Here is a 24,172-nt window from a genome sequence, read left to right as displayed (position 1 = left end):
TCGCGTCGTCGCGACGACGCGGGATGTGGGAGCAACCTGATCGCGAAATTACCCTCCTACCGGGCAAGCAGAATCCGCCTGCCCGTGGCGGAAACAGATTGCGAGAGATGCCATGAAGCCGCTCCCACAAAAAACGCGCCACCGCTGGGCGATGGCGCGTTGGCTTTTGCGACGCTAGCGCGCGGGCTCAGTCGGCCCAGCGCCCCGGGCCGGTGGACTGCGGCAGCACCTGCACCGACAGCGGGCGGTCCTTCTCCAGCAGGTTGACCGCATCGCTCAGGATCGAGGCCGATTCGCGCAGCAGCGGATCCGGACGCTTGTCGACCAGCTTCTCGCGCGCGGCGTCCTTGACGATGTCGCGCTCGTTGCCGGTCAGGCCGTCGTCGCTGCTGTCGTCGGCCAGCGGATCCAGCGGCAGGCCGAGCTGCTTGCGGATCTCCTGGCGCTGCTTGCGCTGCGCGTCCTGCTTTTCACGCTCGGCGCGGCGCTCGGCCTCGTTGAGCACCACGTACTTCTTCGCCGCCTCGGTGCGGAACTGGCGCACGTCCTCTTCCCACCACTGGAATTCCTTGTCGTTGGCGATGCGCGTGGTGTGCAGCGCCTCCAGCTTGGGTAGCAGCGGCGCGAAATTGCCGTACTGGGTGTGCGGCACCGCGGCGATGCGGCTCCACGGCAGGGCGTTGTCGTAGGTGCTTTCGCCGAACTCGGTGGCATCGACGCTGGCCGGGAAGGCGATGTCCGGCACCACGCCCTTGTGCTGGGTGCTGCTGCCGCTGACGCGGAAGAACTGGGCGATGGTCAGCTTGACCTGGCCGAAGCGGTCGGTCTCGTTGGCCGGCCAGCGGTCCAGGTCGACGATGTTCTGCACCGTGCCCTTGCCGAAGCTGGTCTCGCCGATGATCAGGCCGCGGCCGTAATCCTGGATGGCGCCGGCGAAGATCTCCGACGCAGAAGCCGAGCCGCGGTTGATCAGCACCGCCAGCGGGCCGTCCCAGGCCACGGCCGGGTTCTGGTCGCTGTTGACGGTGACGCGGCCGCCGGATTCGCGCACCTGCACCACCGGGCCCTGCTCGATGAACAGGCCGGTCAGCTCGATCGCCTCGTCCAGCGAACCGCCGCCGTTGTTGCGCAGGTCCAGCACCACGCCGTCGACCTTGTCGGTCTTGAACCCGGCCAGCAGCTTGGCCACGTCGCGGGTCGCCGAGGCATAGTCCTTGGCGTTGCGGCGGCGGCCTTCGAAGTCCTGGTAGAACGCGGGCAGCTTGATCACGCCGATGCGCCGCGCCGGCTCGCCGTCTTTGGCCGGCAGCTCGATGGTCTCGCCCTTGGCGGCCTGTTCGGCCAGGCGCACCTTCTGCCGGGTCAGCAGCACCTGGCGATGCTTGCCGTCCACGCCGGCTTCGGCGGGGATGTACTCCAGGCGCACCTGGGTGTCCTTGTCGCCGCGGATCTTGGCGACCACGTCGTCGATGCGCCAGCCGATCACGTCCTCGACCGGACCGCTCTTGCCCTGGCCGACGCCGACGATGCGATCGCCCGGCTTGAGCGTGCCGTCCAGCGCGGCCGGACCGCCCGGGATCACCTCGCGGATCACCACCAGGTCATCCTGCTTCTGCAGCTGCGCGCCGATGCCTTCCAGCGACAGCGACATCTGCTGGTTGAAGTTCTCGGCGGTGCGCGGGGTGAAGTAGTCGGTGTGCGGATCGACCGTGTTGGTGTAGGCGTTCATGAAGAACTGGAACACGTCCTCGCTCTTCAGTTCCTTCACCGAGTCGTCGAGGTTGGCGTAGCGCTTGTCCAGGGTCTTGCGGATGTCCTCCGGCTTCTTGCCGGCGAGCTTGAGCCGCAGCCAGTCGTTCATCACCGACTTGCGCCACAGCGCATCCAGTTCCTGGTCGTCCTTGGCCCACGGCGCATTCTTGCGGTCGTACTCGAACTTCTCGTCGCCGTCGAAGTTGAAGTCCTGCTTGAGCAGCTTGCGCGCGTAGGCGATGCGCTCGTCCACCCGCTGCCGGTACACGGCGAAGATCTGGAACGCCGGTTCCAGCTGGCCGGAGGCGATGTTGGCGCCAAGGTTGTTCTGGAAGCTGGCGAACTTGTCGACGTCGGCCTGGGTGAAGAACTGCTTGCTGCCGTCCAGGGTCTCCAGATACTTCTTGAAGACCTCCTTGGAGGTCGCCTCGTCGAGGGCGCGCGGCCGGTAGGCGTAGCGGCTGTCGGAGAGCAGGCCGTATACCAGCTTGGCGGTGGTGGCCTGGTCGGCGGTGGCAGCGGCCGGCAGGGCGGGCGCATCGGTACGGGCGAACAGCGCCAGCGGTGCGGTCAGCGCAAACGCCAGCAGGAAGGCGGAAGCTTTGAATTTCATCTGGGGACTCTCGGCACCAGGCCGTCAGGGGGGCAGCACATCGCGTGAGACAACACGACAGTGACGCAAGTTGCAGGCCGTGTCACCTGTTCATGAAGCAGACTAGCTGCCGGCTTGCGCAGAAATGTGAACGCTGCCGGTGCGAGCCGCGCGGACGGTCGTCCTGCGGCGACGAACGCGCGTCGCCGCCGCGCAAAGGCGCGATCGACGACGCGGCTCAGGAGGACGCGATTCAGGCGGCGACGCCGGCGCCAGCCGCCTGGCGATCGGCGTGATAGGACGAACGCACCATCGGCCCGGAGGCGACGTGGCTGAAGCCCAGCGCGTTGCCGTATTCCTCCAGCGCCTTGTATTCGTCCGGCGTCCAGTAGCGCATCACCGGGTGGTGATGGGCGGTCGGCTGCAGGTACTGGCCGATGGTGACCATGTCCACGTCGTGCGCACGCAGGTCGCGCAGGGTCGCCTGCACCTGCTCCAGGGTCTCGCCCAGGCCGAGCATGATGCCGGACTTGGTGGCGATGGCCGGATGCTGCGCCTTGAACTTCTTCAGCAGGGTCAGCGACCACTGGTAGTCGGCGCCGGGACGCACGTTCGGGTACAGGTCCGGCACGGTCTCGATGTTGTGGTTGAACACGTCCGGCGGATTGGTCGCCAGGATCTCCAGCGCGCGGTCCATGCGGCCCTTGCCGCGGAAGTCCGGGGTCAGGATCTCGATGCGGGTGGTCGGCGCGGCGACGCGGATCGCACCGATGCAGTCGGCGAAATGCTGGGCACCGCCATCGCGCAGATCGTCGCGGTCGACGCTGGTCACCACCACGTACTTCAGGCCCATGTCGGCCACGGTCTGCGCCAGGCTGGCCGGCTCGCCGGCGTCCGGCGGCTTGGGCCGGCCGTGCGCGACATCGCAGAACGAACAGCGGCGGGTGCAGACCTCGCCGAGGATCATGAAGGTGGCGGTGCCGTGGCCGAAGCACTCGTGGATGTTCGGGCAGCTGGCCTCTTCGCAGACGGTGACCAGGCGGTTCTCGCGCAGCTTGGCCTTGAGGTTCTGCACCGCATTGCCGGAGGGAATGCGCACGCGGATCCACGACGGTTTGCGCAGCACCGGCGCGTCGGCGAACTGCACCGGCGAGCGCGCGATCTTGTCGCCGCCCAACTGCTTGACGCCGGTCTGCAGCGGCGCGGGCGCGCTGTCGCCGGAAAGGACCTGCAAGGGAATGGAGCGTGCGCTGGGCTGGGTCATGGCGTGGTCGGCGGGCAGGCGGTCAAGCCGCGTGCGTGAGCGAAAGATCGGGCAAGGCGTCGAGCGGCTGCAGGGTCAGCCCGAACTGGCGCGCCAGTTGGGCCAGCAGGACCGGAGTGACCGCCTGCATGCCGGAGGGACCGCCCAAGTCTAGCACCGCGGTCACCTGCAGGCCCTGGTAGCCGCAGGGATTGATCCGGTGGAACGGCTCCAGGTCCATCGCCACGTTGAACGACAGGCCGTGGAAGGTGCAGCCGCGGCGCACGCGGATGCCGAGCGCGGCGACCTTGGCGCCGCCGACGTAGACGCCCGGCGCGCCGTCGCGGCGTTCGCCGAGGATGTTCCATTCGTCGAGGGTGTCGATGATCGCCTGCTCGATCCGGCACACGTAGTCACGCACGCCGATGTGCAGGCGGCGCAGGTCCAGCAGCGGGTACACCACCAGCTGGCCGGGGCCGTGATAGGTGACCTGGCCGCCGCGATCGACCTGCAGCACCGGGATGTCGCCGGGCGCCAGCACGTGTTCCGGCTTGCCGGCCTGGCCGAGGGTGAACACCGGCTCGTGTTCGACAACCCAAAGTTCGTCGGGGGTGGCCTCGTCGCGCGCATCGGTGAAGCGCTGCATCGCCCGCCACACCGGCTCGTAGGGCTGGCGGCCGAGCTGGCGGACGCCGCACGGCGGCAGCGTCAGTGCCGGCGCCACTGGCGCGTCCCCGGCTACAGCGTCCACTTCACTTCCGGGTGTTCGCGCAGCGCCTGATGCGCGGCGTCGTACTGGGCGCGGTCCACGGCACGGAAGGCGATGCGCACCGACACGTACTTGCCGTTGGACGAATGCTTCCAGCTGATGCGCTCCTCCATCACCTCCACGCCGGCCGCGGCGAGCAGGCGCGGCAGTTCGGCCTCCAGGCCGGTGTTGGCGGTGCCCATGGCGCTGAGTTCGAACACGCCGGGGAACTGGAAACCGTGATCGGGGTTATCGGAAGTGATGTCCATGTCCGCATTATCGGGCCGGCGCCGGGCAAACCCAAGGCCGGCCGCGGTGCGCAGACAGCGCCCCGGGATCCCGGAGCCGCGCAGCACGGAGATCCGACCGCGCGCAAGACACCAGTGCGGCGCGGCCGCGCGCCGCGGGGGTGCCCCCCTCCTGCGCGGGTCATTGCGCACCATCGCCTTCACGCGGCAAGAGGGCGAATGGGACAGACAAACCCAAACGGACGAATTTGTCCGCTACGGCGCTTTTGCCTATCCTTCACTGCACGGGCTGCGTTCATGGTCCGGGGTGGCGCCGGCACCGACTGCCTGCAGGCGTACATCGCCGCTCACTCCCTTTCCGATCAGAGACGCCGCTCATGCCGTCATCCCGCCCGTTGCTTCCGCTGGCTGTCGCCCTCGCCGCCGCGGCTGCGCCCGCCGTCGCCACCGCGCAATGCCCACGCGACACCCTGGAAGCGACCGCGCCCACGGTCAACGTCCGCGTCGACAACGACCTGTTCGGCGGCGCCGGCCAGGACCAGGGCTATACCAATGGGTTCGGCCTGATCATCGTCTCGCCGAACCTGCGCGACTACACCGACGACCCCTGCCTGCCGCGGCTGGCGCGGGCGGCGAACCGCGCCCTGACCTGGCTGCAGCCGAACAGCGACTTCACCCAGCGCAACATGACCTTCGCGGTCGGGCAAGCGCTGTTCACCCCCACCGACAAGACCCGCCGCGACCTGATCGAGGACGACCGCCCCTACGCCGGCCTGTTGCTGATGAACATCGGCTACAACGCGCGCAACGACGACCGCCTGCGTACCACCCAACTCACCCTGGGCCTGATCGGCCCGTCGGCGCAGGGCAAGCAGGTGCAGGATGCGGTGCACGCCCTGCTCGGCGACGCCAAGTTCCAGGGCTGGGACAACCAGTTGCACGACGAACCGGTGTTCCGCGTGCTGCACGAACGGCTGCGCCGCTGGTCCGGCGACGGCAGCCGCGACGGCTGGGGGTGGGACGCGATCAGCCACTGGGGCGGCGCGCTGGGCACGCTGGACACCCACGCCAATGCCGGCATGGAACTGCGCCTGGGCTGGAAGCTGCCGGACGATTTCGGCAGTTCGCCGCTGCGCCCCGCCGGCGAGAACGTCGCCCCGCCGGCCGACAGCGTCGGCAGCGGCTGGTCGGCGCATCTGTTCGTGACCAGCGATGGACGCTGGGTCTTGCGCGACATCACCCTGGACGGCAACACCTTCCGCGACAGCCACAGCGTGAAGAAGCGCCCCTTCGTCGGCGACGCCGGCATCGGCCTGGCGGTGATGCGCGGCAAATGGAAGTTCGCCCTCGCCCGCTACTGGCGCACCCGCGAGTTCGACCTGCAGCGGCAGACGCCGGTGTTCGGGAGCTTTACGGTGAGTCGGAAGCTTTGAGGCTGGGAATGGGGAATGGGGAATAGGGAATGGCAAAAGCGGGCCTCCGATCTCCCCACCAAACCGGCAGGTGGCAGTACACCGCTTTACCCATTCCCGATTCCCGATTCTCCATTCCCAAGAAAAAAGCCGGCGTCAGCCGGCTTTTTTCAAACAAATCATTCGGATTCCCACCACATCCAGAAGCTGTCCCACAGGCGCTTGAAGAAACCGGCCTCGTCGACCGCCTTCAGCGCCACCAGCGGGGCCTGCGCCACCACCTTGCCGTCCAGGCTCACCTTGACCATGCCGATCTGCTGGCCCTGCTTGATCGGCGCCTCCAGGGTCTTGGGCACTTCGATCGCCGGCTTCAGTTCGTTGTAGCGGCCGCGCGGCACGCTGACCAGCAGCGGCTGCGCCACGCCCAGCAGCACCTGCTTCTCGGTGCCCTTCCACACGCGCTGCTGCGCGACCTGCTTGCCCGGCTCGTACAGGCTGTGGGTCTCGAAGAAGCGGAAGCCCCAGTTCAGCAGCGCCAGGCTGTCCTCGGCACGCTGCTTCTCGGAGCTGTCGCCCATCACCACCGCGATCAGGCGCTGGTCGCCGCGCTTGGCCGAGCTGAGCAGGCAGTAGCCGGCCTCGGAGGTGTGGCCGGTCTTGATGCCGTCCACGCTGGGGTCGCGCCACAGCAGCAGGTTGCGGTTCGGCTGGGTGATGTCGCCGACGCGGAATTCCTTGATCTTGTTGTACGCGTAGGTTTCCGGATAGTCGCGCACCATCGCCCGGCCCAGCAGCGCCAGATCGTAGGCGGTGGTGTAGTGGCCGTCGGCCGACAGGCCGTGGGCGTTGACGAAGTGCGAGCCGGTCATGCCGATCTTCTTCGCGTACTCGTTCATCAGCGACGCAAAGGCTTCCTCGCTGCCGGCGGTGTGTTCGGCCAGCGCGATCGCCGCGTCGTTGCCGGACTGGATCGCCATGCCCTTTTCCATGTCTTCCAGGCGCGCGGTCTTGTTGACCGGGAAGCCGCTATAGCTGCCGTCGGTGCCGGCGCCGCCCTCGCGCCAGGCGCGCTCGCTGAGCATGACCTGGTCGTCGCGGGTGATCTTGCCCAGCTTCAATTCGGCCGCGATCACGTACGAGGTCATGACCTTGGTGATGCTGGCCGGGGCCACGCGTTCGTGCTCGTTCTCGCCGGCCAGCACCTGGCCGGTGGCGTAATCCATCAGCACCCAGGACTTGGAGACGGCCGGCTTGGGCGCGGGCGGGATCGCCACGGTGGCCGGAGCGGCGGCAGCGGCGGCCGGCGGCGCGGGAACCGGGCCGGGCGTCTGCGCGGAAACCAGGCCGACGGCGAACGTGGCCACGGCAGCGACGGCGAAGCGGAATTTCATCTAAAACGACTCCTGGCGGGCCCGAAGGCCGATGGAAAACGCGACATTGTAGGCCGAGCCGGCGCCCGGGCAGGCGCGGCGCGGGCACGCGCGCGAACCGGCGTTAAGCCATCGGCGCGCCGACCGCCCGCCGTGGCGGGCACGCGGCCTCAATCCTTGACGATCTGCGGCCGGCCGAAGCCCAGGCCGGCGATGCGCGTGGCCAGCTCGGCGGCGCGGCCATGGTCCTCGGCCGCCACCCGCAGCCGCCACAGGGTGCGGCCACCGGAGACGATGTCGCTGATGCTGGCGCCGACGATGCCGGCCGAGGCCAATTGCGACAGCGCGCGGTTGGCGTTCTCGCGGCTGGCGAAGCTGGCCACCTGCAGCAGGATGCCGAGCGGTCCGCGCGCGCTGTCATCGTCGGCGCGCGACGCGGCGCTGGCGACCGGTGCGGGAGGCGGCGCTGCCGGCGTCGCCACTGCGACGGCCGGGGCAGCCAGGACGGCGGTCGCAGTGGCAGCGGGCCTGGCCGTCGCGGTGCCGCGGGATCCGCGCACCGGGGTGCTCGCTGCGGCCACGCTGGGCGCGGGCGTGGCCGGCTTGCCGGTGGCCACGCGCACACCGCGCGACTTCATCCAGGCGTCGAAACGATCGGCATCGCCGACCCGGCCCGGCGCGTCCTGCACGCGATAGCGCCAACGCTCGCCTTCCGGCAGCGCCGCGGCCGTGGCGGTCGCCGCGGCGGCGGTAGGCGCGACCACGGCAGCCACCGGCACGGCACGCGCCGGCGTGGTCGCGGCGGCGGCCACGCGGCCGCCGGCCGATCCGGCCGACGTCACCGGCAGGGTCTTGACCAGATTGTCCATGTCCGCCGCGCGCCGCACCGCCGCGGGATCGCGTGTGGCGGTGGCGGTGGACGCGCTGGCCAGCAGCGTCGCCGGGCGCCGGCCGGTGCCGCGCCGCGCCAGCAGGTCGCCGTTGTCGGCCGGAGTGAGTCCGCGTACTTCCACGCGGCCGGTGCCCTTGCCGGTGATGCCGAGCTTGACCGCCGCCGCGTAGCTGAGGTCGATCAGCCGGTCGTCGTGGAACGGACCGCGGTCGTTGATCCGCACCACCACCGACTCGCCGTTGTCCAGGTTGGTGACCAGGGCGAAGCTGGGCAGCGGCAGGGTCTTGTGCGCGGCGGTGAACGCGTACATGTCGTAGACCTCGCGGTTGGAGGTCAGCCGGCCGTGGAACTTGCTGCCGTAGTAAGAGGCGGTGCCGCGCTCGACGTAGCTGTGCGGATCGTCGATGACCACGTACTCGCGGCCCAGCACCATGTACGGGGAGCGGTTGCCGATCGCCGAGCGCGGCTCGTCGGTGACCAGCGGCTCGGGAATGCAGGCGACGTTGGGCACGTAGTCCGGGGTGCTGTCGCGCACGCCGGGCGCATACAGGCCACCGGCGGTGTAGTTGCCGCGCTTGGACGGATCTTCCTTGGCCGGCGCGTAGGGCGAGGTCGACGGACAACCGGTGGCGACGTGCGCCGGGCCCTTGCCCTCGACCCGGATGCCGGGCCCGGCGCCGCCGGCGGTCTTCTTCGGGGCGCTGCTGCAGGCGGCCAGCGCCAGCACAGCGACGACGGGAGCGATCCGGAGCAGCGCGTTCGGGTTCATGCCGGGGGTAACTCCTTGCCGGCGATGGCCTGGGACAGTTGGTAGACGGCCATCGCGTACATCTTGGAATTGTTGTAGCGGGTGATCGCGTAGTAGTTCTGAAAGCCCAGCCAGTACTGCTTGCCGGCGCTGCCGTCGAGCGTGATCGGCGTGGCGCCGCCAGCGGCCGCCGGCACCGGCGCGGTCGGCGTGTAGCCGCGCGCGGCCAGATCGGCCAGGGTGTAGGTCGGCGTCCAGTCGGTCGGATTGAATTCCTCGGCGCCCGGGCGCAGCGTCGCCGGCACCGCGACCACGCCGTCGCGCACCCAGCCGCCCTTCTTGACGAAGTAGTTGGCGATGGACGAGAACGCGTCATCGTAGTCGGTGAACAGGTTGCGCTTGCCGTCGCCGTCGCCATCGACCGCGAACTGGCGGTAGCTGGACGGCATGAACTGGCCCAGGCCCATCGCGCCGGCATAGCTGCCGATCAGGCCGGTGATGTCCAGGTTCTCCTCGCGGGCCAGCGCGAACAGCTGGCCGAGCTCATCGCGGAAGAACAGTTCACGGCGCACCTCGCGCTCGAGCTTGGCCGGGTCGCCGCTGCGCGGATAGCGGAACGCCAGCGTGTACAGCGCATCCAGCACGCGGTAGGAGCCGGCGTTCTTGCCGTAGCTGGTTTCCACGCCGATGATCGCGACGATGACCTCGGCCGGCACGCCGGTGCGCGCCTGCACCCGCTGCAATTCGTCGCGGTGCGTGGCCAGGAACGCGCGACCGCCGTCGATCCGCGCCTGGCTAATGAACATCGGCCGGTACTCGCTCCACGGCTTGACCCGCTCGGCCGGGCGCGACATCGCCGCGACGATCGCATCCTTGAATTGCGCCTGCGCCAGGGTCGCCTCGATCTGCGCCGGATCGATGCCGTACCTGGCCGCGGTGTCGCGGACGAAGTTGGCGCGGGCGACCTCGAACGGCACCGGGGTCAGGTCCACCGGTGGCGCCTGCACCACTTCCGGCGCGGCCTCGGCCGGCGGAGCCGGACGCGGTGCAGGCGGCGGCGCGCTGGCCTGCGGCGGCGACGGAGGCGCCTTGGGCTGGGTCGCGCATGCGACCAGGCCAAGCGTGAGCAGGCAAATCAGCGAGCGTCGGATCATGCCGGCAGACTAACAGATTCAAGATGAATTTCTACCAATAACGCCATGAAACAAAAGAACTTTGCCCCAGGTCAAGTGCGCCCGCAGCATGACCCGCCCGCATGCACCGAGTGCGCGCCCCGGCCCGGGCGTGGCGACGGCACAAAAAAGCCGCCGGGGTTGCCCCCGGCGGCCTGGCCTACGCATGGCGCCCAGTCAGAACGGCGCGTCGATGTCGACCACGTCGATCAGCTTGTGATTGACGAATTCCTTGATGCCCAGCCCGATCAGTTCGCGCCCGTAGCCGGAACGGCGCACGCCGCCGAACGGCAGGTCGGCCTTGACCATGGTCGGGTGGTTGACGAACACCATGCCAGTGGAGATGCGCCTGGCCACCGCCACGCCGCGCGCATCGTCGCCGGTGAACACCGAGCCGCCCAGGCCGAACGGCGAATCGTTGGCGATGCGTACCGCGTCGTCCTCGTCCCGGGCGCGGAACAGCATCGACACCGGGCCGAAGAATTCCTGGTGGTAGGCCGGGTTGTCCGGGGCGACGTCGGTGAGCAGGGTCGGCTGCACGAACGCGCCATGCACGGGTACCGGCGGCCCGACCTCGGTCGCGGTGGCGCCATGCCTGACCGCCTCGGCGATCTGCCGCTTCAGGTCGTCGGCGGCGCCCTGCGAAGACAGCGGCGCCAGAGTGGTCGCCGGATCCATCGGATCGCCGGCACGCAGCGCCGCCACGCCGGCGCGGTAGCGCTGCAGGAATTCGTCGTACACCTCCTGCACCACGATCATGCGCTTGGACGACACGCAGACCTGCCCGCCGTTCCAGTGGCGGCCGAACACCGCCCACTTCACCGTCTTCTCCAGCGGCGCATCGTCCAGCACCACGAAGGCGTCGGCACCGCCCAGTTCCATGGTCGACTTCTTCAGTGCCTTGGCCGCCTGGGCCGCGACGATGGCGCCGGCGCCTTCCGACCCGGTGAGCGCCACGCCGTGCACGCGCGGATCGTTGAGGATGGTCTCCACCTGGCCGCGGGTGGCGTAGAGATTGGCGAAGGCCCCGGCCGGCAGCCCGGCTTCGGCCATCAGCGCTTCGAACTTGGCCGCGCATTGTGGGACGTTGGAGGCGTGCTTGAGCAGCACGGTGTTGCCGGCCGACAGTTGCGGGGCGATGATCCGCGCGATCTGGTAGTACGGGAAATTCCACGGTTCGATCGCCAGCAGCACGCCCAGCGGCTCGTGCACCACCATCGCCCTGCCCTCGGCCGGATCGGCCACCGGCAGATGCTCCGGCGCCAGCAAGCGCTCGGCGTTGACCGCGTAGTACTCGAAGATGTCCGCCGACAGCCGCACCTCGGCTTCGGCCTCGCCGATCAGCTTGCCCATCTCCAGCGTCAGCAGGCATGCGTACTCGCGGGTGTTGGCGCGCAGCAGCCGCGCCGCGGCATGCATCACCCTGGCGCGTTCGGCGAACGGGGCCTGCTTCCATTGCTGGAACGCGGCGTCGGCGGCATCGATCGCGGCCAGTACCTGCGCATCGGTGGCCTCCGGGAAGCTGGCGAGCAATTCGCCGGTATAGGGATTGCGGGTCGCATAGGTCATGGTGGTGTCCTCGTGGAAGGTCGGAAAGCGCCGGACGCCTCGCGCCGGCGCGGGAAGCGGTTGGGTCAGGCGGCCAGTTCCTTCACCGCCTGCACCATGCGGTTGAGCACCGCGGCGGCGTCGCCGTAGACCATGTCGCAGTTGTCGCCGTAGAACAGCAGGTTCTCTACGCCGGCGTAGCCCTTGCCCTGGCCGCGCTTGATCACGTAGACCTGATGCGCCTGGTCGGCGTTGAGGATCGGCATGCCGTAGATCGGCGACGCCTTGTCGGTGCGCGCCGCCGGGTTGACCACGTCGTTGGCGCCGATCACCAGCGCCACGTCGGTGCTGGCGAAGCTGTCGTTGATGTCCTCCATGTCGTAGATCAGGTCGTAGGGCACCCCGGCTTCGGCCAGCAGCACGTTCATGTGCCCGGGCATGCGCCCGGCGACCGGATGGATGGCGAACTTCACGTCGACGCCGGCGGCCTGCAGCAGCTTCACCAGTTCGTACAGCCGCCCTTGCGCCTGCGCCACGGCCAGGCCGTAACCGGGCACGATGATCACGCTGGAGGCGTAGCGCATCGACGTCGCCGCATCGCCCGGCTCGACCGCGGTCATGCGGCCCTGCACGTCGCCCTGCACGACCGCGGCGCCGTCGCCGAAATTGCTGAACAGCACGTTGCCCAGCGAGCGGTTCATCGCCTTGGCCATCAGCACGGTCAGCAGGGTGCCGGCCGAGCCGACCACCATGCCGGCGATCATCAGCGCCGGGTTCTGCAGGGCGAAGCCTTCCAGGCCCACCGCCAGGCCGGTGAAGGCGTTGTACAGCGAGATCACCACCGGCATGTCGGCGCCGCCGATCGGCAGCGTCATCAGCACGCCGAAGCCCAGCGCGGCGATGAAGAACGCTGGCGCCGCCCAGGCGCCGCCCGTGCCGGTGACCACCAGCGTGCCCAGCACCAGCGCGGCCAGGAACACCGCAGCATTGAAGGCGCTCTGGCCCTTGAACCGCCACGCGGTGTCGATGCGGCCATCGAGCTTGGCCCAGGCGATCACCGAGCCGGACAACGAGATCGCGCCGATCAGCGCACCGAGCACGGTCACCGCCAGATGCAGGCCGCCCTGCTGCGGCTGCCGCGCGGTCAGCGCGACCGCGGCCACGGCCGCGGCGGCGCCGCCGCCCATGCCGTTGTACAGCGCCACCATCTGCGGCATCGCGGTCACCGCGACACGGCGGCCGCTGCGCCAGGCCCAGGCACCGCCCAGCAGCAACGCCAGCAGCGCCAGTGCCAGGTTGGTCAGCGCGTGCGGACGCGCCGCGGGCTGCAGGTCGGCGAGATAGCCGAAGGCGGCGGCCACCGCCACCAGCATGCCGATCCCAGCCAGGACGATGCCGCGCAGCGCGGTCACCGGCGAGGACATGCGCTTGAGGCCGAGGATGAACAGCAACGCGGCGGCGAACCCGCTCAATTCCACCAGGAGCGAGAGCATGGCGCTACTCCTTCGCGGCCGGCGCGGCGCTGGGCTTGAACATCGCCAGCATGCGGTCGGTGACCACGTAGCCGCCGGCGGCATTGCCGGCGCCCAGCAGCACGCCGACGAAACCGATCGCCTGGCCGGCGACGGTGTCGGCATTGAACAGCGCGTGCATCGCGCCGACCACGACGATGCCGTGGACGAAGTTGGACCCGGACATCAGCGGCGTGTGCAGGATCGACGGCACCTTGCCGATCACTTCGTAGCCGGTGAACGCGGCCAGCATGAACACGTACAACGCGATCAGCCAGCTCATCGACAGATCGAGGGACATGACTCAGGACTCCTTGGTGGGAACGGGCGCGGCGGCCGGCACCGGTGGGTGGCAGAGGCGGCCGTCATGGGTGAGCGCGGTGCCGGCGACCACCGCATCGTCGAAGTCCGGCGCCAGTGCGCCGTCGCGCACCAGCAGGTCGAGCAGCCCCAGCAGGTTCTTGGCGTACAGCTCGCTGGCGTGCTGGGCCAGCGCCGAAGGCACGTTGCGCGGGGCGACGAGGGTGACCGGTCCGACCTCCACGGTCTGCCCCGGCACGCTGCCTTCGCAGTTGCCGCCGCTGTCGGCGGCGAGATCCACGATCACCGCGCCGGGCTTCATGCCGGCGATCTGCTCGCGGTCGATCAGGATCGGCGCGGTGCGCCCGGGCACGTTGGCGGTGGTGATGATCAGATCGGCCTGCTGGATGTGCTGGGTCAGCACCGCCGCGGCCTTGACCCGCTCCTCGGCGCTGAGTTCGCGCGCATAGCCGCCCTCGCCGCGCGCATCGATGCCGGTGTCGACGAAGCGCGCGCCGACCGACTGCGCCTGTTCGCGGGTTTCCGGACGCACGTCGTAGCCTTCGGTGATCGCGCCAAGCCGGTGCGCGGTGGCCAGCGCCTGCAGGCCGGCCACGCCCAGGCCCATCACCAGCACGCGCGCGGCACGCAGCGAACCGACCGCGGTGGTCATCATCGGCAGGATGCGCGGCAGATGCACGGCGCCGAGCAGCGGCGCGTAATAGCCGGCCAGCGCGGCCTGGCTGGACAGCACATCCAGCGCCTGCGCGCGGCTGATACGCGGCACCGTCTCCATCGCGAAGGCGGTGATGCGGCGTTCGCACAGCAGCTCCAGCAGGCCGGGCAGCTTGGCCGGGTACAGCATCGCGATCAGCATGCTGCCCGGGCGCAGCGCCGCCACCGTGCGCAGCGATGGCGCCTGCACGGCCAGCAGCAGGTCCGCACCGGCCACCACCTCTTGCGCATCGTCGAGCACGGTGGCGCCGGCATAGGCCGCATCCGGCAGCCGCGAACCGCCGCCGGCACCGGCCTGCAGGCGCAATTGCGCGCCCAACTTGGCCAGCTTCGGCAGCACCGCGGGCACCATCGCCACGCGGCGCTCCTCGGCCTGTTCTTCCCTCAGGACTGCAACAGTGAACGCCATGATCGCGGCTCGCTTGGAGGACGCGTGCACTGTGCGCGCCGGCCGACGCGCGGGCATTGATCCGGATCAAGCGCGCTGCCGCATCACGCGCAAAAGAACGCGCGCGATGTCCGCAGCTAGGCGGCGGAACGCTGTGGTGTGACAGGGCCATGGCGTCACGTGCGGACGATTGCAGTGCGTGGCGGCGCACGCCATCAAAGCCGCAAGACGCGGGCACCGACCGCTCGCGCCACGCGGGCGCGCGCCGAGTGGCCGCCGGCGTTGCGCGCGCGGGCTACAGGGCCGGGAACACCGGCGCGCTGCTGCAGGCTGGAATCGACCCGGCGAGCGTGGTCGCATAGGTCGAGGCCGCGCTGCTGTCCTCGCTCAAGCGCAGGTCGGATTGGTCCACGCCGATGCGCGCATTGCTGGCATGCAGCGTGGCGACATCGGCGGCCACGTGCGCCAGCACCAGCTCGAGCGGTGTCGCGGCGCTGTAGCCCTGCACCGTACTGCCCTTGCCGGCGGGCGTGTCCTGCGCGCGCAGTCCGTCGACCACGATCCCGGCAAAGCTCGGCACGCTGCCGCTGCGGCTGCCGCCGTGGTCGTGGCCGTACAGCGGCGTGATCACCAGGGGCCTGGCCACATCGAACAGGCAGGTGTTGCGGTAGAGCACGTCGCGCACCGGTCCGCCCTTGGCCAGGCCGGTCTTGATGCGCAGGCCGTTGTTGTCGGTGGCGACGATGCCGTCGGCGTCGTGGCCGACCAGGCGATTGCCGTCCACCAGCACGTTGCCGACGCCGTACATCACCTCGCTGCCGATGGAGATGCCGTGGGTGCCGTAGAAGCGCGAGTCGCGCACGGTGATGTCGGCCGAGCGCGCCGCGCTGGTCTTGATCGCGATGCCGTCGTCGCCGGCCATCACGTCGTTGTCGGCCAGGGTCGCATTGCGCACGCTGTCCAGATCCAGGCCGTCGGTGTTGGGGCTGTTGGCCGGCGCCCTGACCCGCACGCCCCACACGGTGACGCCGTCGCCGCCGTGCACGAAGACATGGAAGTACGGCGCGTTGACCAGGTTGACGTGGTAGAGCTGCAGATCGGCGACGTCCTGCGCGCGGATCAGGTCGGGCGCGTTCTGGGTCTGGCCGGCGGCCTTGGCGCCGCGCGCGAACTGCCACCAGCTGTCGCTGCCGCCGAGCATCGGCAGGTCGCCGCGGCCGTCGATAGTGCCCTGGTGGCCGGCGCCGTCGCGCACGCCCATCACCCCCAGGCTGCGCCCCTGCAGGGTGATCAGCGCGCGGCAGCCGCCGCTGCGGGCCGCGGCCTGGCCGCAGGCGTTGCGGCCGGGCACCTGGTAGTCGGCGGGCCGACGCGAGGCGAACAGGGTCACGCCGCTGTCGATCGCCAGCGTGGTGTCGCTGCGGATCGTCAACGGTCCGCTGAGGAAGGCGTTGCCGCTGCCGGCGCGCAGCAGCACCGCGCCGTGCGCACCGGCGGCGCAGCGGTCGAGCGCGGCCTGGATGCGCGCAGTGTCCGGCGCGCTGCGCTCCTGCGCGTCGGCGAAGCGGCGCTGCTGCGCCTGCAGGGTGGCATCCAGCGCCATGCACACCGGCGGCAAGTGCGGTTCGACCACGTGGCGGGAATCGCCGGTCGCGGCAGCGCCAACGAACGCAGCGGCGGCGAGTACGCCGCCGGACACCAGCGCGACGCGCACAGGCTTGCTCATTGCCGGAGCGCGGCGTGCGACGGCGGCAGCGTGGCGGCGGGCGACGCCGCAGCGGCCGCAGGATGCGGCTCCGGCAGCTCGGCGACCGGCAGGCGCGCGTCGGCGGACAATTGCTGCCAGCGGTCGTCGACGATCGTCGCCAGCCCGGCCGGGTGTTGATCGAAATGGTGACCGCCGTGCAACACCACCACCTCCGCTCCACGCGCGCGCAATTGCGGGCAGAGCGTATCTTTTTCCTTGTCGCCGTACACGCACAGCAACTGCGCCGCGGGAATGCGCGCCAGTTCCGGCTGCACCGGCAGTGCGTCGTCGTCGTCGCCGAGGTTGAGCCAGCCGCGCACGCGGATCTGGAAATCGGCCTTGTGTTCCAGGCCCAGCAACGCGACCAGGCCGACCTGCTCGCGCTGCGCCTGTGGCAGTCGGTTGACCATGAACGGCAGGGTGGTGGCGCCGAAGGAATAGCCGACCAGCAGGATCTTCTGCGGACGCCAGCGCTGCTGGTAGTAGGCGATGACCCGGCTCAGGTCGGCGCTGGCCCGCGCCGGCGGCTTGGCCCGCCAGAAGTAGCGCAGGCTGTCCCAGCCGACCACGGCGATGCCGCGGCGCTGCAGCGCTTCGGCCATGCCCTTGTCGATGTCGCGCCAGCCGCCGTCGCCGGACAGCACGATGGCCAGCGGTGCGCCCGGGGTCGCCGAGGGCAGCTCGGTCAGCGGCAGATCGTCCAGCGCGCCGCCGCGGCCGCGCGCATGCAGATGCGCGGCGACCCGCGCGGCCAGCGCGGCATCCACGCCGCCGTCGGCCGGCGCGGCCACGGTGTCGACAAAGCCCTGCGCAGCGGTCGCGGCGGCGGTGCCGGCACAGACCTCGGTGGGTGCCGGCGCCACGCCGATGGCGCCTCCCAGGGTCGCGGAGGGCGCCGCGCCGACGATGCGCGCGGCCAGGGTCGCGGCGGTGCCGGTGCCGGCCAGCACCGGCAGGTAGTAGCTGTCGCCGTGCAACTGCCGCTGCAGCCGCCGGCTCAGCCGTTCGGCATCGTGCCAGGCCTTGTCGCAGCCGTGGCCGCCATGACGCAAGTGCTTCAGATAGCGCTGGCCGTCGACCACCGCGACCAGCGCGCCGCTGGCGGCGATGCGCCGCGCGGCGTCCTGCCGCTGCGCCGGGCTGCCGCTGGCCAGCAGGATCACCAGCCCCTGCGGCGCCCCCTGCGGATGCACCAGGGTCGTGCGCCCGTAGCCACGGGCATGCAGCGCCCCCGGCGGAAAGTAATAGCGCAGCAGTGCATAGCCGCTCAGGCCCAGCACCACGCTCGTCAACAGCAACACGCGCAGGAATTTCATCGACACGCATCCATCCCGGCCAACGCCGAGCCTCTGGACAACCACGGGAACGACGAGGCAGCGGCGGACGACGCAGACGGGTGGGCCGGAGCCCGGATCGGCGGATGCGCTGCGGAGGATGCCTCGGCGATGTGGGCTGGGATGGATGCGCGGGGTCGCACCTGCCTACCCGGAAGTTCCTGCACACCTGTGGGCCGGGGGGAGCGGCCCGCGTCACGTGGCATCGACGCGCATTGTGCGGATGCACGACATGCGCCGCAATAATGCCGTCACCTGCCTGCAAGGTTGCGGTTAAGCCAGGGCGCGTCGAACGCCGTGCGCTGGTTCAGTAGCCGTGCACCGGACGGTGCGCCTTCACCGCCATCACCAGGCCCAGCCCGGCCAGCAGCGACACCGCCGAGGTGCCGCCGTAGCTCATCAGCGGCATCGGCACGCCGACCACCGGCAGCAGTCCGGAGATCATGCCGCCGTTGACCAGCACGTAGACGAAGAACGCCAGGCCGGTGGCGCCGGCCAGCAGCCGCGAGAAGGTGTCGCGCGCCTGCGAGGCGATCCACAGGCAGCGCCCGATCACGATCAGGTACAGGGTCATCACCGTGGCCACGCCGATCCAGCCGAACTCCTCGCTGAGCACGGAGAACGCGAAGTCGGTGGTCTGCTCGGGAATGAAGTTCAGGTGCGACTGCGAGCCCATGCCCCAGCCCTTGCCGTGCAGGCCGCCGGAACCGATCGCGATCTTGGACTGGATGATGTTCCAGCCGGCGCCGAGCGCGTCGTTCTCCGGGTTGAGGAACATCATGATGCGGTCCTTCTGGTAGGGCCGCAGCAGCCACAGCCAGGCCACCGGCGCGGCCGCGGCGACGCCGCCGACGGCGATGCCCACCCACCACCACGGCAGGCCGGCCAGCAGCAGCACGAAGCCGCCGCTGGCGGCGATCAGCACGCCGGTCCCGAAGTCCGGCTGCAGCATGATCAAGGCGGTGGGAATGCCGATGATGACCGCGCTGACCAGCACGGTCGGGATGCGCGGCGGCAGCGGCATGCGGTGCAGGTACCAGGCCACCATCATCGGCATGCTGATCTTCAACAGCTCGGCCGGCTGCAGGTAGAACACCTTCAGGTCCAGCCACTGCCGCCCGTACTTGCCGGTGCCCAGCACGAACACCGCCAGCAGCGGCAGCATCGACAGCGCGTAGATCAGCGGGGTCCAGGCGCGCAGGCGCAGCGCCGACACCCGCGACAGGCTCCACATCGCCGCCGCACCGATGGCGAACCGCGCGCCCTGCGCCATCACCAGGTGCATGCCGCCGGCGCTCTTGAGCACCGCCAGCCCCATCGCCATCAGCGCGCCCAGGGCCAGGCACAGCGGCCAGTCCAGGGTACGGGTGAAGCGGCCGCCGATGTCGACCAGCCAGCGCAGGAAATCCTTCATCGCTCGTCCGGAATCTCGTCGGGGATCGCCGGCGCTGCGGACTGCAGCGGCACCACCGCCGCATCCACCTCTGCCTGGCCGATCAGCACCGGGCGTTCGCCGGCGGCCAGGGCGACCGCATCGGCGGCGGCGCGCGAGCCGGGATCTTCTGCGTAGTACAGGTGGCTGCCGAACGCGGTGGCGCCGCGCAGGCTGTCCAGCGGTTCGACGCCGGGCGGCAACCGGCCGAGTAGCCAGGCATCGAAGATCTTGCGCGCGATCGGCGCGGCGGTGCTGGCGCCGTAGCCGCCGCCTTCCACCGCGATCGCCAGGGCGATGGTCGGCCGCTCGGCGGGCGCGAAGCCCTCGAACAGCGAACGGTGGCGCAGGTGCATCGGCAGGCTGCGCGGATCGACCGCGGCCAGCCCCTTGCGGCTGACCACCTGCGCGGTACCGGTCTTGCCAGCCATCTGGTACGGCGCACCGACGGTGATGGCATAGCCGCTGCCGCCCGGACGCATGGTGTCCATCATGCCCTCGCGCACCGCCTGCAGGTTGCTGGGGTTGTCGCTGATCGGCTTGCTCGGCTCCGGCTGCACCGGCGCCCACGGCTGATCGAAGGCCTGGCGCGTGGCCATCACCAGATGCGGCGTGCGCAGTTGCCCGTCGGCGAGGCCGGCGACCCCGCGCACCAGTTGCAGCGGCGTCACCTTCCAGTCGCCCTGGCCGATGGCGATGTTGACCGTGTCGCCGGGGTACCAGGCTTCCTTGCGGCTCTTGGCCTTGTACGCCGGCGAGGGCACGATGCCGCCGGTCTCGCCGACCAGGTCGATGCCGGTGGGCACGCCGAAGCCGTAGCGGGTCATGTACTGGTCGACCTTGGTGATGCCCATGTCGATGGCCAGCTTGTAGTAGTAGGTGTTCACCGACTGCGCGATCGACTTGCGCAGGTCGGTCCAGCCGTGGCCGCCGCGGTGCGAGTCGCCCCAGCCGCGGCTGACCCCGGGCAGATAGAACATGCCGGTGGAGAGGATCTTGTCCTCCGGGCGGCGGGTGCCGCTGTCCAGGCCGGCCAGGCCCATGAACGGCTTGATGGTGGAGCCGGGCGCCACGCCGCCCAGCACCAGGCGGTTGAACTGCGGCCGCGACGGGTCGCTGTTGAGCGCCTGGAAGTCGGCGTGGGAAATGCCGTTGACGAACAGGTTGGGGTCGTAGGACGGCAGGCTGACCATCGCCAGGATCTCGCCGGTGCGCGGATCGATGGCGATGGCCGAGCCCTGGTAGTCGCCGAACGCGGCGACCATGGCGCGCTGCAGGTCGGCGTCGATGGACAGGCGCAGGTCGGCGCCGGACTGCGCCGGCACCCGGCCGACGGTGCGGATCGCGCGGCCCTGCACGTTGGTCTCGACCTGCTCGTAGCCGACCTTGCCGCGCAGTTGCTCCTCGTAATAGCGCTCCAGCCCGGACTTGCCGATGTGGGTCAGCGCGGCGTTGCCCTCGCCCAGCGTCTCCAGGTCCTTCTCGTCGATACGGCCGACGTAGCCGATGATGTGCGCGAACAGGTCGCCGTAGGGGTAGTGCCGGGTCAGGTAGGGTTCCAGCTCCACGCCCGGGAAGCGCCAGCGGTCCACCGCGAAGCGCGCCCGCTCCTCCTCGCTGACACGCAGCTTCAGGGTGATCGGGCGGAAGCTGCGGCTGGCCTTGCGCGCGGCCTGGAACCGCTCGATGTCTTCCGGCGACAGCGCGATGACCTTGCCCAGCTCGGCCAGCAGCGCGTCCATGTCGGCGACCTTGTCCGGGGTCACGTCGAGCCGGAACGCGGGCACGTTCTCGGCCAGCAGGCGGCCGTTGCGGTCGTAGATCATGCCGCGCCCGGGCACCACCGGCCGTGGCTTGATGCGGTTGGCGTCCGAGCGGGTGGCGTAGATGTCGTGGTCCAGCACCTGCAGCTTGAAGTACCAGGCGCCCAGGCCCAGCAGCGCCAGCAGCACGCACAGGAAGCCCAGCGCCGCGCGGCGCCGGAACTGCTCGGCCTCGGCGTGCGGGTTCTTCTGCGCGCGACGCGGATGCAGGGCCATGCTACTTGCTCCGCCGGCCCAGCCGCAGCGCGTCCAGCAGCACGAACAGCGGCGGCCACAGCGCCATGCCCAGCAGCGGCGCCCACCAGTAGTTCCACGGCAGGGTCGGCTCGCCGACGGCCAGGTGCACCGCCGCGGCGACGATGCGGTCGTTGACCAGCAGGCCGCCGATCGCCAGCGCCTGCTGCGACATCGGGAAGAAGCGGATGCGCGCGCGGAAGCGCTGCAGGATGAAGCTCAGGATCACCAGGCGCAGCGCCTGCTCGCCCAGCACCCCGCCGTACAGCAGATCGGCGAGCACCCCGACCGCGAAGGCGAAGCCCAGCCCGACCTTGTCCGGGGTCTCGATCACCCAGTACGCCACCACCAGCGCCAGCCAGTACGGCCGCAGCGGCTGCACCACCAACGGCAACGGCATCAACCCCAGCAACAGCGCCACGATCACGCTGACCGGGAGCACCCAGCCTTTGCTGCGCAGGCGGCTCATTGGCCCGTCTCCTTTGGAGCCGGGCGGGAATCGGGATTCGGGAATCGGGAATCGGATGTCGCGCGTGCCGGCTTGGTCGGCGGCGGGGTGGACGCGGTGGCGGATGGGTGCACGTTCGGCGATGTCGAGGCGGCGGCGCCGGTTGCGGGGGCTTGAGTCACGCCCTGCGCTGGCTTGGCGTCACCGCTTTGTGCGGCTCCAGCCACGGGCGAAGCTCCTTCCGCTGCCGCTGCGGCAGGCGTCGCCAATTCCCGATTCCCGATTCCCCATTCCCGGCTCTTCAACAACAACACATCCCGCCCGCGGTCCAGCTTCGCCGCCGGCTTCAGTTCGCCGACCAGGAAGGCGTGGGTGTCGTCCGGGCGCAGGGCGGAGATGGTGCCGACCGGGAAGCCGGCCGGGAAGCGGCCGCCCAGCCCGGAGGTGACGATCTCGTCGCCCACCTCGACCCCGGCGCTGAGCGGGATGTCGCGCAGTTCCAGGCTGCCGCCGCGGCCGTAGACGATCAGGCGCACGCCGTTGCGCGCCACCGTCACCGGCACCGCGTGGTCGGGGTCGGTCAGCAGCAGCACGGTGGAGTGCAGCGGGGTCACCGCGATCACCTGGCCCATCAGGCCGCCGGCGTCGATCACCGCCTGGCCGACGTGCACGCCGTCGCGGCTGCCGGCATCGAGCACCAGGCGCTGCCGGGTCGGGTCCAGGTCGATGTCCAGGATCGGCGCCAGTTGCACGTCCAGGCCGCGGCGCTCGGCCACGCCCAGCAGTTCGCGCAGCTGCGCGTTGTCCAGCGCCGCGGTCTGCAGCCGGGTCAGGCGCGCCTTGGCGATCAGCAGTTCGTTGCGCAACGCGCGGTTTTCCTTGACCAGCTGCGCGTGGCTGGCCGCGTTCTCCTGCACCTGCGACCCCAGCCGCCCGGGCAGGCCGGCCAGCGCCCAGATCGGCTGCACCAGCACCGTGGCCTGGCTGCGCAGGCGGGCCAGCCAGTCGGCCTGCGCGTCGAGCACGATCAGCACCAGCGCCAACGCCAGGTAGGCCAACAGGCGCGGCGTGCTGGCGGATTCGCCGGGGCGGGCGGTGACGGGAGGACCGGCGTAAGGAGGCACGGGCTAAAGCCGGGAATGGGGAATCGGGAGTGGGGAATCGAACAACAACGGCGCGCTCCCGGCTCGATCGGGCCGGGGCGCAGGCAGGCGAGTGGAGAGGGAGCCGGCAGTGCGGAGGCGGAGGGGCCATTCTATTCCCCATTCCCGACTCCCCATTCCCGGCCTCACATTCACTCCGGCGCGAAGAACTCGTTGCCGTGCATGTCCACCAGCTCCAGCGCACGGCCGCCGCCGCGGGCCACGCAGGTCAGCGGATCGTCGGCGACCTGCACGTGCAGGCCGGTTTCCTCGGAGATCAGCCGGTCCAGGTCGCGCAGCAGCGCGCCGCCGCCGGTCAGCACGATGCCGCGCTCGGCGACGTCGGCGCACAGTTCCGGCGGGGTCTGCTCCAGCGCCAGCTTGACCGCCGAGACGATGCCCGACAGCGGCTCGTGCAGCGCTTCCAGCACTTCGTTGGAGTTGATCTTGATCATCTTCGGCACGCCCTCGGCGAGGTTGCGGCCGGAGATCTCCATCTCCTGCACCACCGCCTGCGGGTAGGCGCAGCCGATCTCCAGCTTGATCCGCTCGGCCGTGGCCTCGCCGATCAGCATGCCGTGGTTGCGGCGCACATAATTGGTGATCGACTCGTCGAAGCGGTCGCCGCCGATGCGCACCGACTGCGAATAGACGATGCCGTTCAGCGAAATGACCGCGACCTCGGTGGTGCCGCCGCCGATGTCGATGACCATCGAGCCGCGCGCCTCGGTGACCGGCATGCCGGCGCCGATCGCCGCGGCCATCGGTTCCTCGATCAGGTACACGTCGCGGGCGCCGGCCTCCTCGGCCGATTCCTTGATCGCGCGGCGCTCAACCTGGGTGGAGCCGGCCGGCACGCACACCAGCACGCGCGGGCTGGGGCGCAGGAAGCGCGACTTGTGCACCTTCTTGATGAAATGCTTCAGCATCGCCTCGGTGTAGGTGAAGTCAGCGATGACGCCGTCCTTCATCGGGCGGATGGTGGTGATGTGGCCCGGCGTACGGCCGAGCATCTGCTTGGCCTCGGCGCCGACCGCGGCCACCGAGCGGGTGCCGCCGATCGCCCGGTCCTGGCGCACCGCCACCACCGACGGTTCGTTCAGCACGATGCCCTGGCCACGCACGTAGATGAGGGTGTTGGCCGTGCCCAGATCGATGGACAGGTCGTTGGAGAACATGCCGCGGAGTTTCTTGAACATCGGGGGATTGGGTCCTGGGGCGCGCGCCGTCGCCAGAATGGCGAAAAAATGGGCAGAAAACGAAGTCCGCTAGCCTAGCAACCCGCCTGGGTGCGGGCAAGGAAAATTCTCGCTAAAACCACGCGTTGCGTGGTATCGGCGGGACCGCGATGGA

The 24,172-nt window shown here is 70.1% G+C and carries 19 protein-coding genes; 1 reads left to right on the top strand and 18 read right to left on the bottom strand.

Going from position 1 to position 24,172, the window contains the following annotated elements; genetic code table 11:
- Nucleotides 1-187: 187 nt before the first annotated feature.
- From SLW55_RS20475 to SLW55_RS20460, 4 genes are all read right to left on the bottom strand, one after another.
- Nucleotides 188-2,365, bottom strand: coding sequence for a carboxy terminal-processing peptidase (locus SLW55_RS20475; RefSeq protein WP_017908122.1), 2,178 nt, complete (start codon nucleotides 2,363-2,365; stop codon nucleotides 188-190).
- Nucleotides 2,366-2,597: 232 nt separating this feature from the next.
- Nucleotides 2,598-3,608 carry a lipoyl synthase gene (gene lipA, locus SLW55_RS20470; RefSeq protein ID WP_043094712.1) on the bottom strand — a complete coding sequence of 337 codons (1,011 nt, stop codon included), beginning with the start codon at nucleotides 3,606-3,608 and terminating at the stop codon, nucleotides 2,598-2,600.
- 22 nt (nucleotides 3,609-3,630) lie between these two features.
- Nucleotides 3,631-4,338 carry a lipoyl(octanoyl) transferase LipB gene (gene lipB, locus SLW55_RS20465; protein ID WP_267099716.1) on the bottom strand — a complete coding sequence of 236 codons (708 nt, stop codon included), beginning with the start codon at nucleotides 4,336-4,338 and terminating at the stop codon, nucleotides 3,631-3,633.
- On the bottom strand, nucleotides 4,326-4,604 hold the full coding sequence (locus tag SLW55_RS20460) for a YbeD family protein (protein ID WP_010343116.1): 279 nt from the start codon (nucleotides 4,602-4,604) through the stop codon (nucleotides 4,326-4,328). Before SLW55_RS20460 ends, lipB begins: the two co-directional genes overlap by 13 nt.
- Nucleotides 4,605-4,960: 356 nt before the next feature.
- On the opposite strand from SLW55_RS20460, the gene SLW55_RS20455 reads away from it, so the two are divergent.
- On the top strand, nucleotides 4,961-6,016 hold the full coding sequence (locus SLW55_RS20455) for a lipid A deacylase LpxR family protein (protein ID WP_150409629.1): 1,056 nt from the start codon (nucleotides 4,961-4,963) through the stop codon (nucleotides 6,014-6,016).
- 158 nt (nucleotides 6,017-6,174) lie between these two features.
- Here SLW55_RS20455 and SLW55_RS20450 read toward each other — a convergent pair whose 3' ends face one another.
- From SLW55_RS20450 to SLW55_RS20385, 14 genes are all read right to left on the bottom strand, one after another.
- Nucleotides 6,175-7,386 (bottom strand): D-alanyl-D-alanine carboxypeptidase family protein, encoded by a 1,212-nt coding sequence (locus SLW55_RS20450; protein ID WP_017913472.1) that lies wholly within the window; start codon nucleotides 7,384-7,386, stop codon nucleotides 6,175-6,177.
- A gap of 149 nt (nucleotides 7,387-7,535) precedes the next feature.
- Complete coding sequence (locus SLW55_RS20445) at nucleotides 7,536-9,026, bottom strand: septal ring lytic transglycosylase RlpA family protein (protein WP_267122002.1); 1,491 nt, start codon at nucleotides 9,024-9,026, stop codon at nucleotides 7,536-7,538.
- Nucleotides 9,023-10,159: a lytic murein transglycosylase B gene (mltB, locus tag SLW55_RS20440; RefSeq protein WP_152180747.1), complete on the bottom strand. Its 1,137-nt coding sequence runs from the start codon at nucleotides 10,157-10,159 to the stop codon at nucleotides 9,023-9,025. Before mltB ends, SLW55_RS20445 begins: the two co-directional genes overlap by 4 nt.
- 195 nt (nucleotides 10,160-10,354) lie before the next feature.
- On the bottom strand, nucleotides 10,355-11,746 hold the full coding sequence (locus SLW55_RS20435; RefSeq protein WP_267103894.1) for an NAD-dependent succinate-semialdehyde dehydrogenase: 1,392 nt from the start codon (nucleotides 11,744-11,746) through the stop codon (nucleotides 10,355-10,357).
- Between the two features lie 65 nt (nucleotides 11,747-11,811).
- Nucleotides 11,812-13,218 carry an NAD(P)(+) transhydrogenase (Re/Si-specific) subunit beta gene (locus SLW55_RS20430; RefSeq protein WP_320745633.1) on the bottom strand — a complete coding sequence of 469 codons (1,407 nt, stop codon included), beginning with the start codon at nucleotides 13,216-13,218 and terminating at the stop codon, nucleotides 11,812-11,814.
- Nucleotides 13,219-13,222: 4 nt separating this feature from the next.
- Nucleotides 13,223-13,537, bottom strand: coding sequence for an NAD(P) transhydrogenase subunit alpha (locus SLW55_RS20425; protein WP_017909700.1), 315 nt, complete (start codon nucleotides 13,535-13,537; stop codon nucleotides 13,223-13,225).
- A 3-nt stretch (nucleotides 13,538-13,540) separates the two neighbouring features.
- Nucleotides 13,541-14,680: an NAD(P) transhydrogenase subunit alpha gene (locus SLW55_RS20420; RefSeq protein ID WP_295943047.1), complete on the bottom strand. Its 1,140-nt coding sequence runs from the start codon at nucleotides 14,678-14,680 to the stop codon at nucleotides 13,541-13,543.
- Between the two features lie 274 nt (nucleotides 14,681-14,954).
- A complete protein-coding gene (locus SLW55_RS20415; protein WP_267121999.1) occupies nucleotides 14,955-16,385 on the bottom strand; it encodes a glycosyl hydrolase family 28 protein in 1,431 nt (476 codons plus the stop codon).
- The gene (locus SLW55_RS20410; protein ID WP_320745632.1) at nucleotides 16,382-17,722 is read right to left on the bottom strand and encodes an AcvB/VirJ family lysyl-phosphatidylglycerol hydrolase; all 1,341 of its coding nucleotides are present in this window, start codon (nucleotides 17,720-17,722) and stop codon (nucleotides 16,382-16,384) included. Before SLW55_RS20410 ends, SLW55_RS20415 begins: the two co-directional genes overlap by 4 nt.
- Nucleotides 17,723-18,047: 325 nt before the next feature.
- The gene (rodA, locus tag SLW55_RS20405) at nucleotides 18,048-19,154 is read right to left on the bottom strand and encodes a rod shape-determining protein RodA (protein ID WP_017907587.1); all 1,107 of its coding nucleotides are present in this window, start codon (nucleotides 19,152-19,154) and stop codon (nucleotides 18,048-18,050) included.
- On the bottom strand, nucleotides 19,151-21,211 hold the full coding sequence (mrdA, locus tag SLW55_RS20400; RefSeq protein WP_017907586.1) for a penicillin-binding protein 2: 2,061 nt from the start codon (nucleotides 21,209-21,211) through the stop codon (nucleotides 19,151-19,153). The genes rodA and mrdA overlap by 4 nt, the downstream gene beginning before the upstream one ends.
- A gap of 1 nt (nucleotide 21,212) precedes the next feature.
- Nucleotides 21,213-21,698: a rod shape-determining protein MreD gene (gene mreD / locus SLW55_RS20395; RefSeq protein ID WP_010343694.1), complete on the bottom strand. Its 486-nt coding sequence runs from the start codon at nucleotides 21,696-21,698 to the stop codon at nucleotides 21,213-21,215.
- On the bottom strand, nucleotides 21,695-22,801 hold the full coding sequence (gene mreC / locus SLW55_RS20390; protein WP_267092826.1) for a rod shape-determining protein MreC: 1,107 nt from the start codon (nucleotides 22,799-22,801) through the stop codon (nucleotides 21,695-21,697). Before mreC ends, mreD begins: the two co-directional genes overlap by 4 nt.
- Before the next feature lie 170 nt (nucleotides 22,802-22,971).
- Nucleotides 22,972-24,018: a rod shape-determining protein gene (locus SLW55_RS20385; RefSeq protein ID WP_010343692.1), complete on the bottom strand. Its 1,047-nt coding sequence runs from the start codon at nucleotides 24,016-24,018 to the stop codon at nucleotides 22,972-22,974.
- Nucleotides 24,019-24,172: the final 154 nt, after the last annotated feature.

This window comes from Xanthomonas sp. LF06-19 (assembly GCF_034105425.1).
Taxonomy (GTDB): domain Bacteria; phylum Pseudomonadota; class Gammaproteobacteria; order Xanthomonadales; family Xanthomonadaceae; genus Xanthomonas_A; species Xanthomonas_A sontii.
The sequence above is the reverse complement of the archived record's forward strand: the minus strand, read 5'-3'. Positions and strand labels throughout refer to the sequence as shown.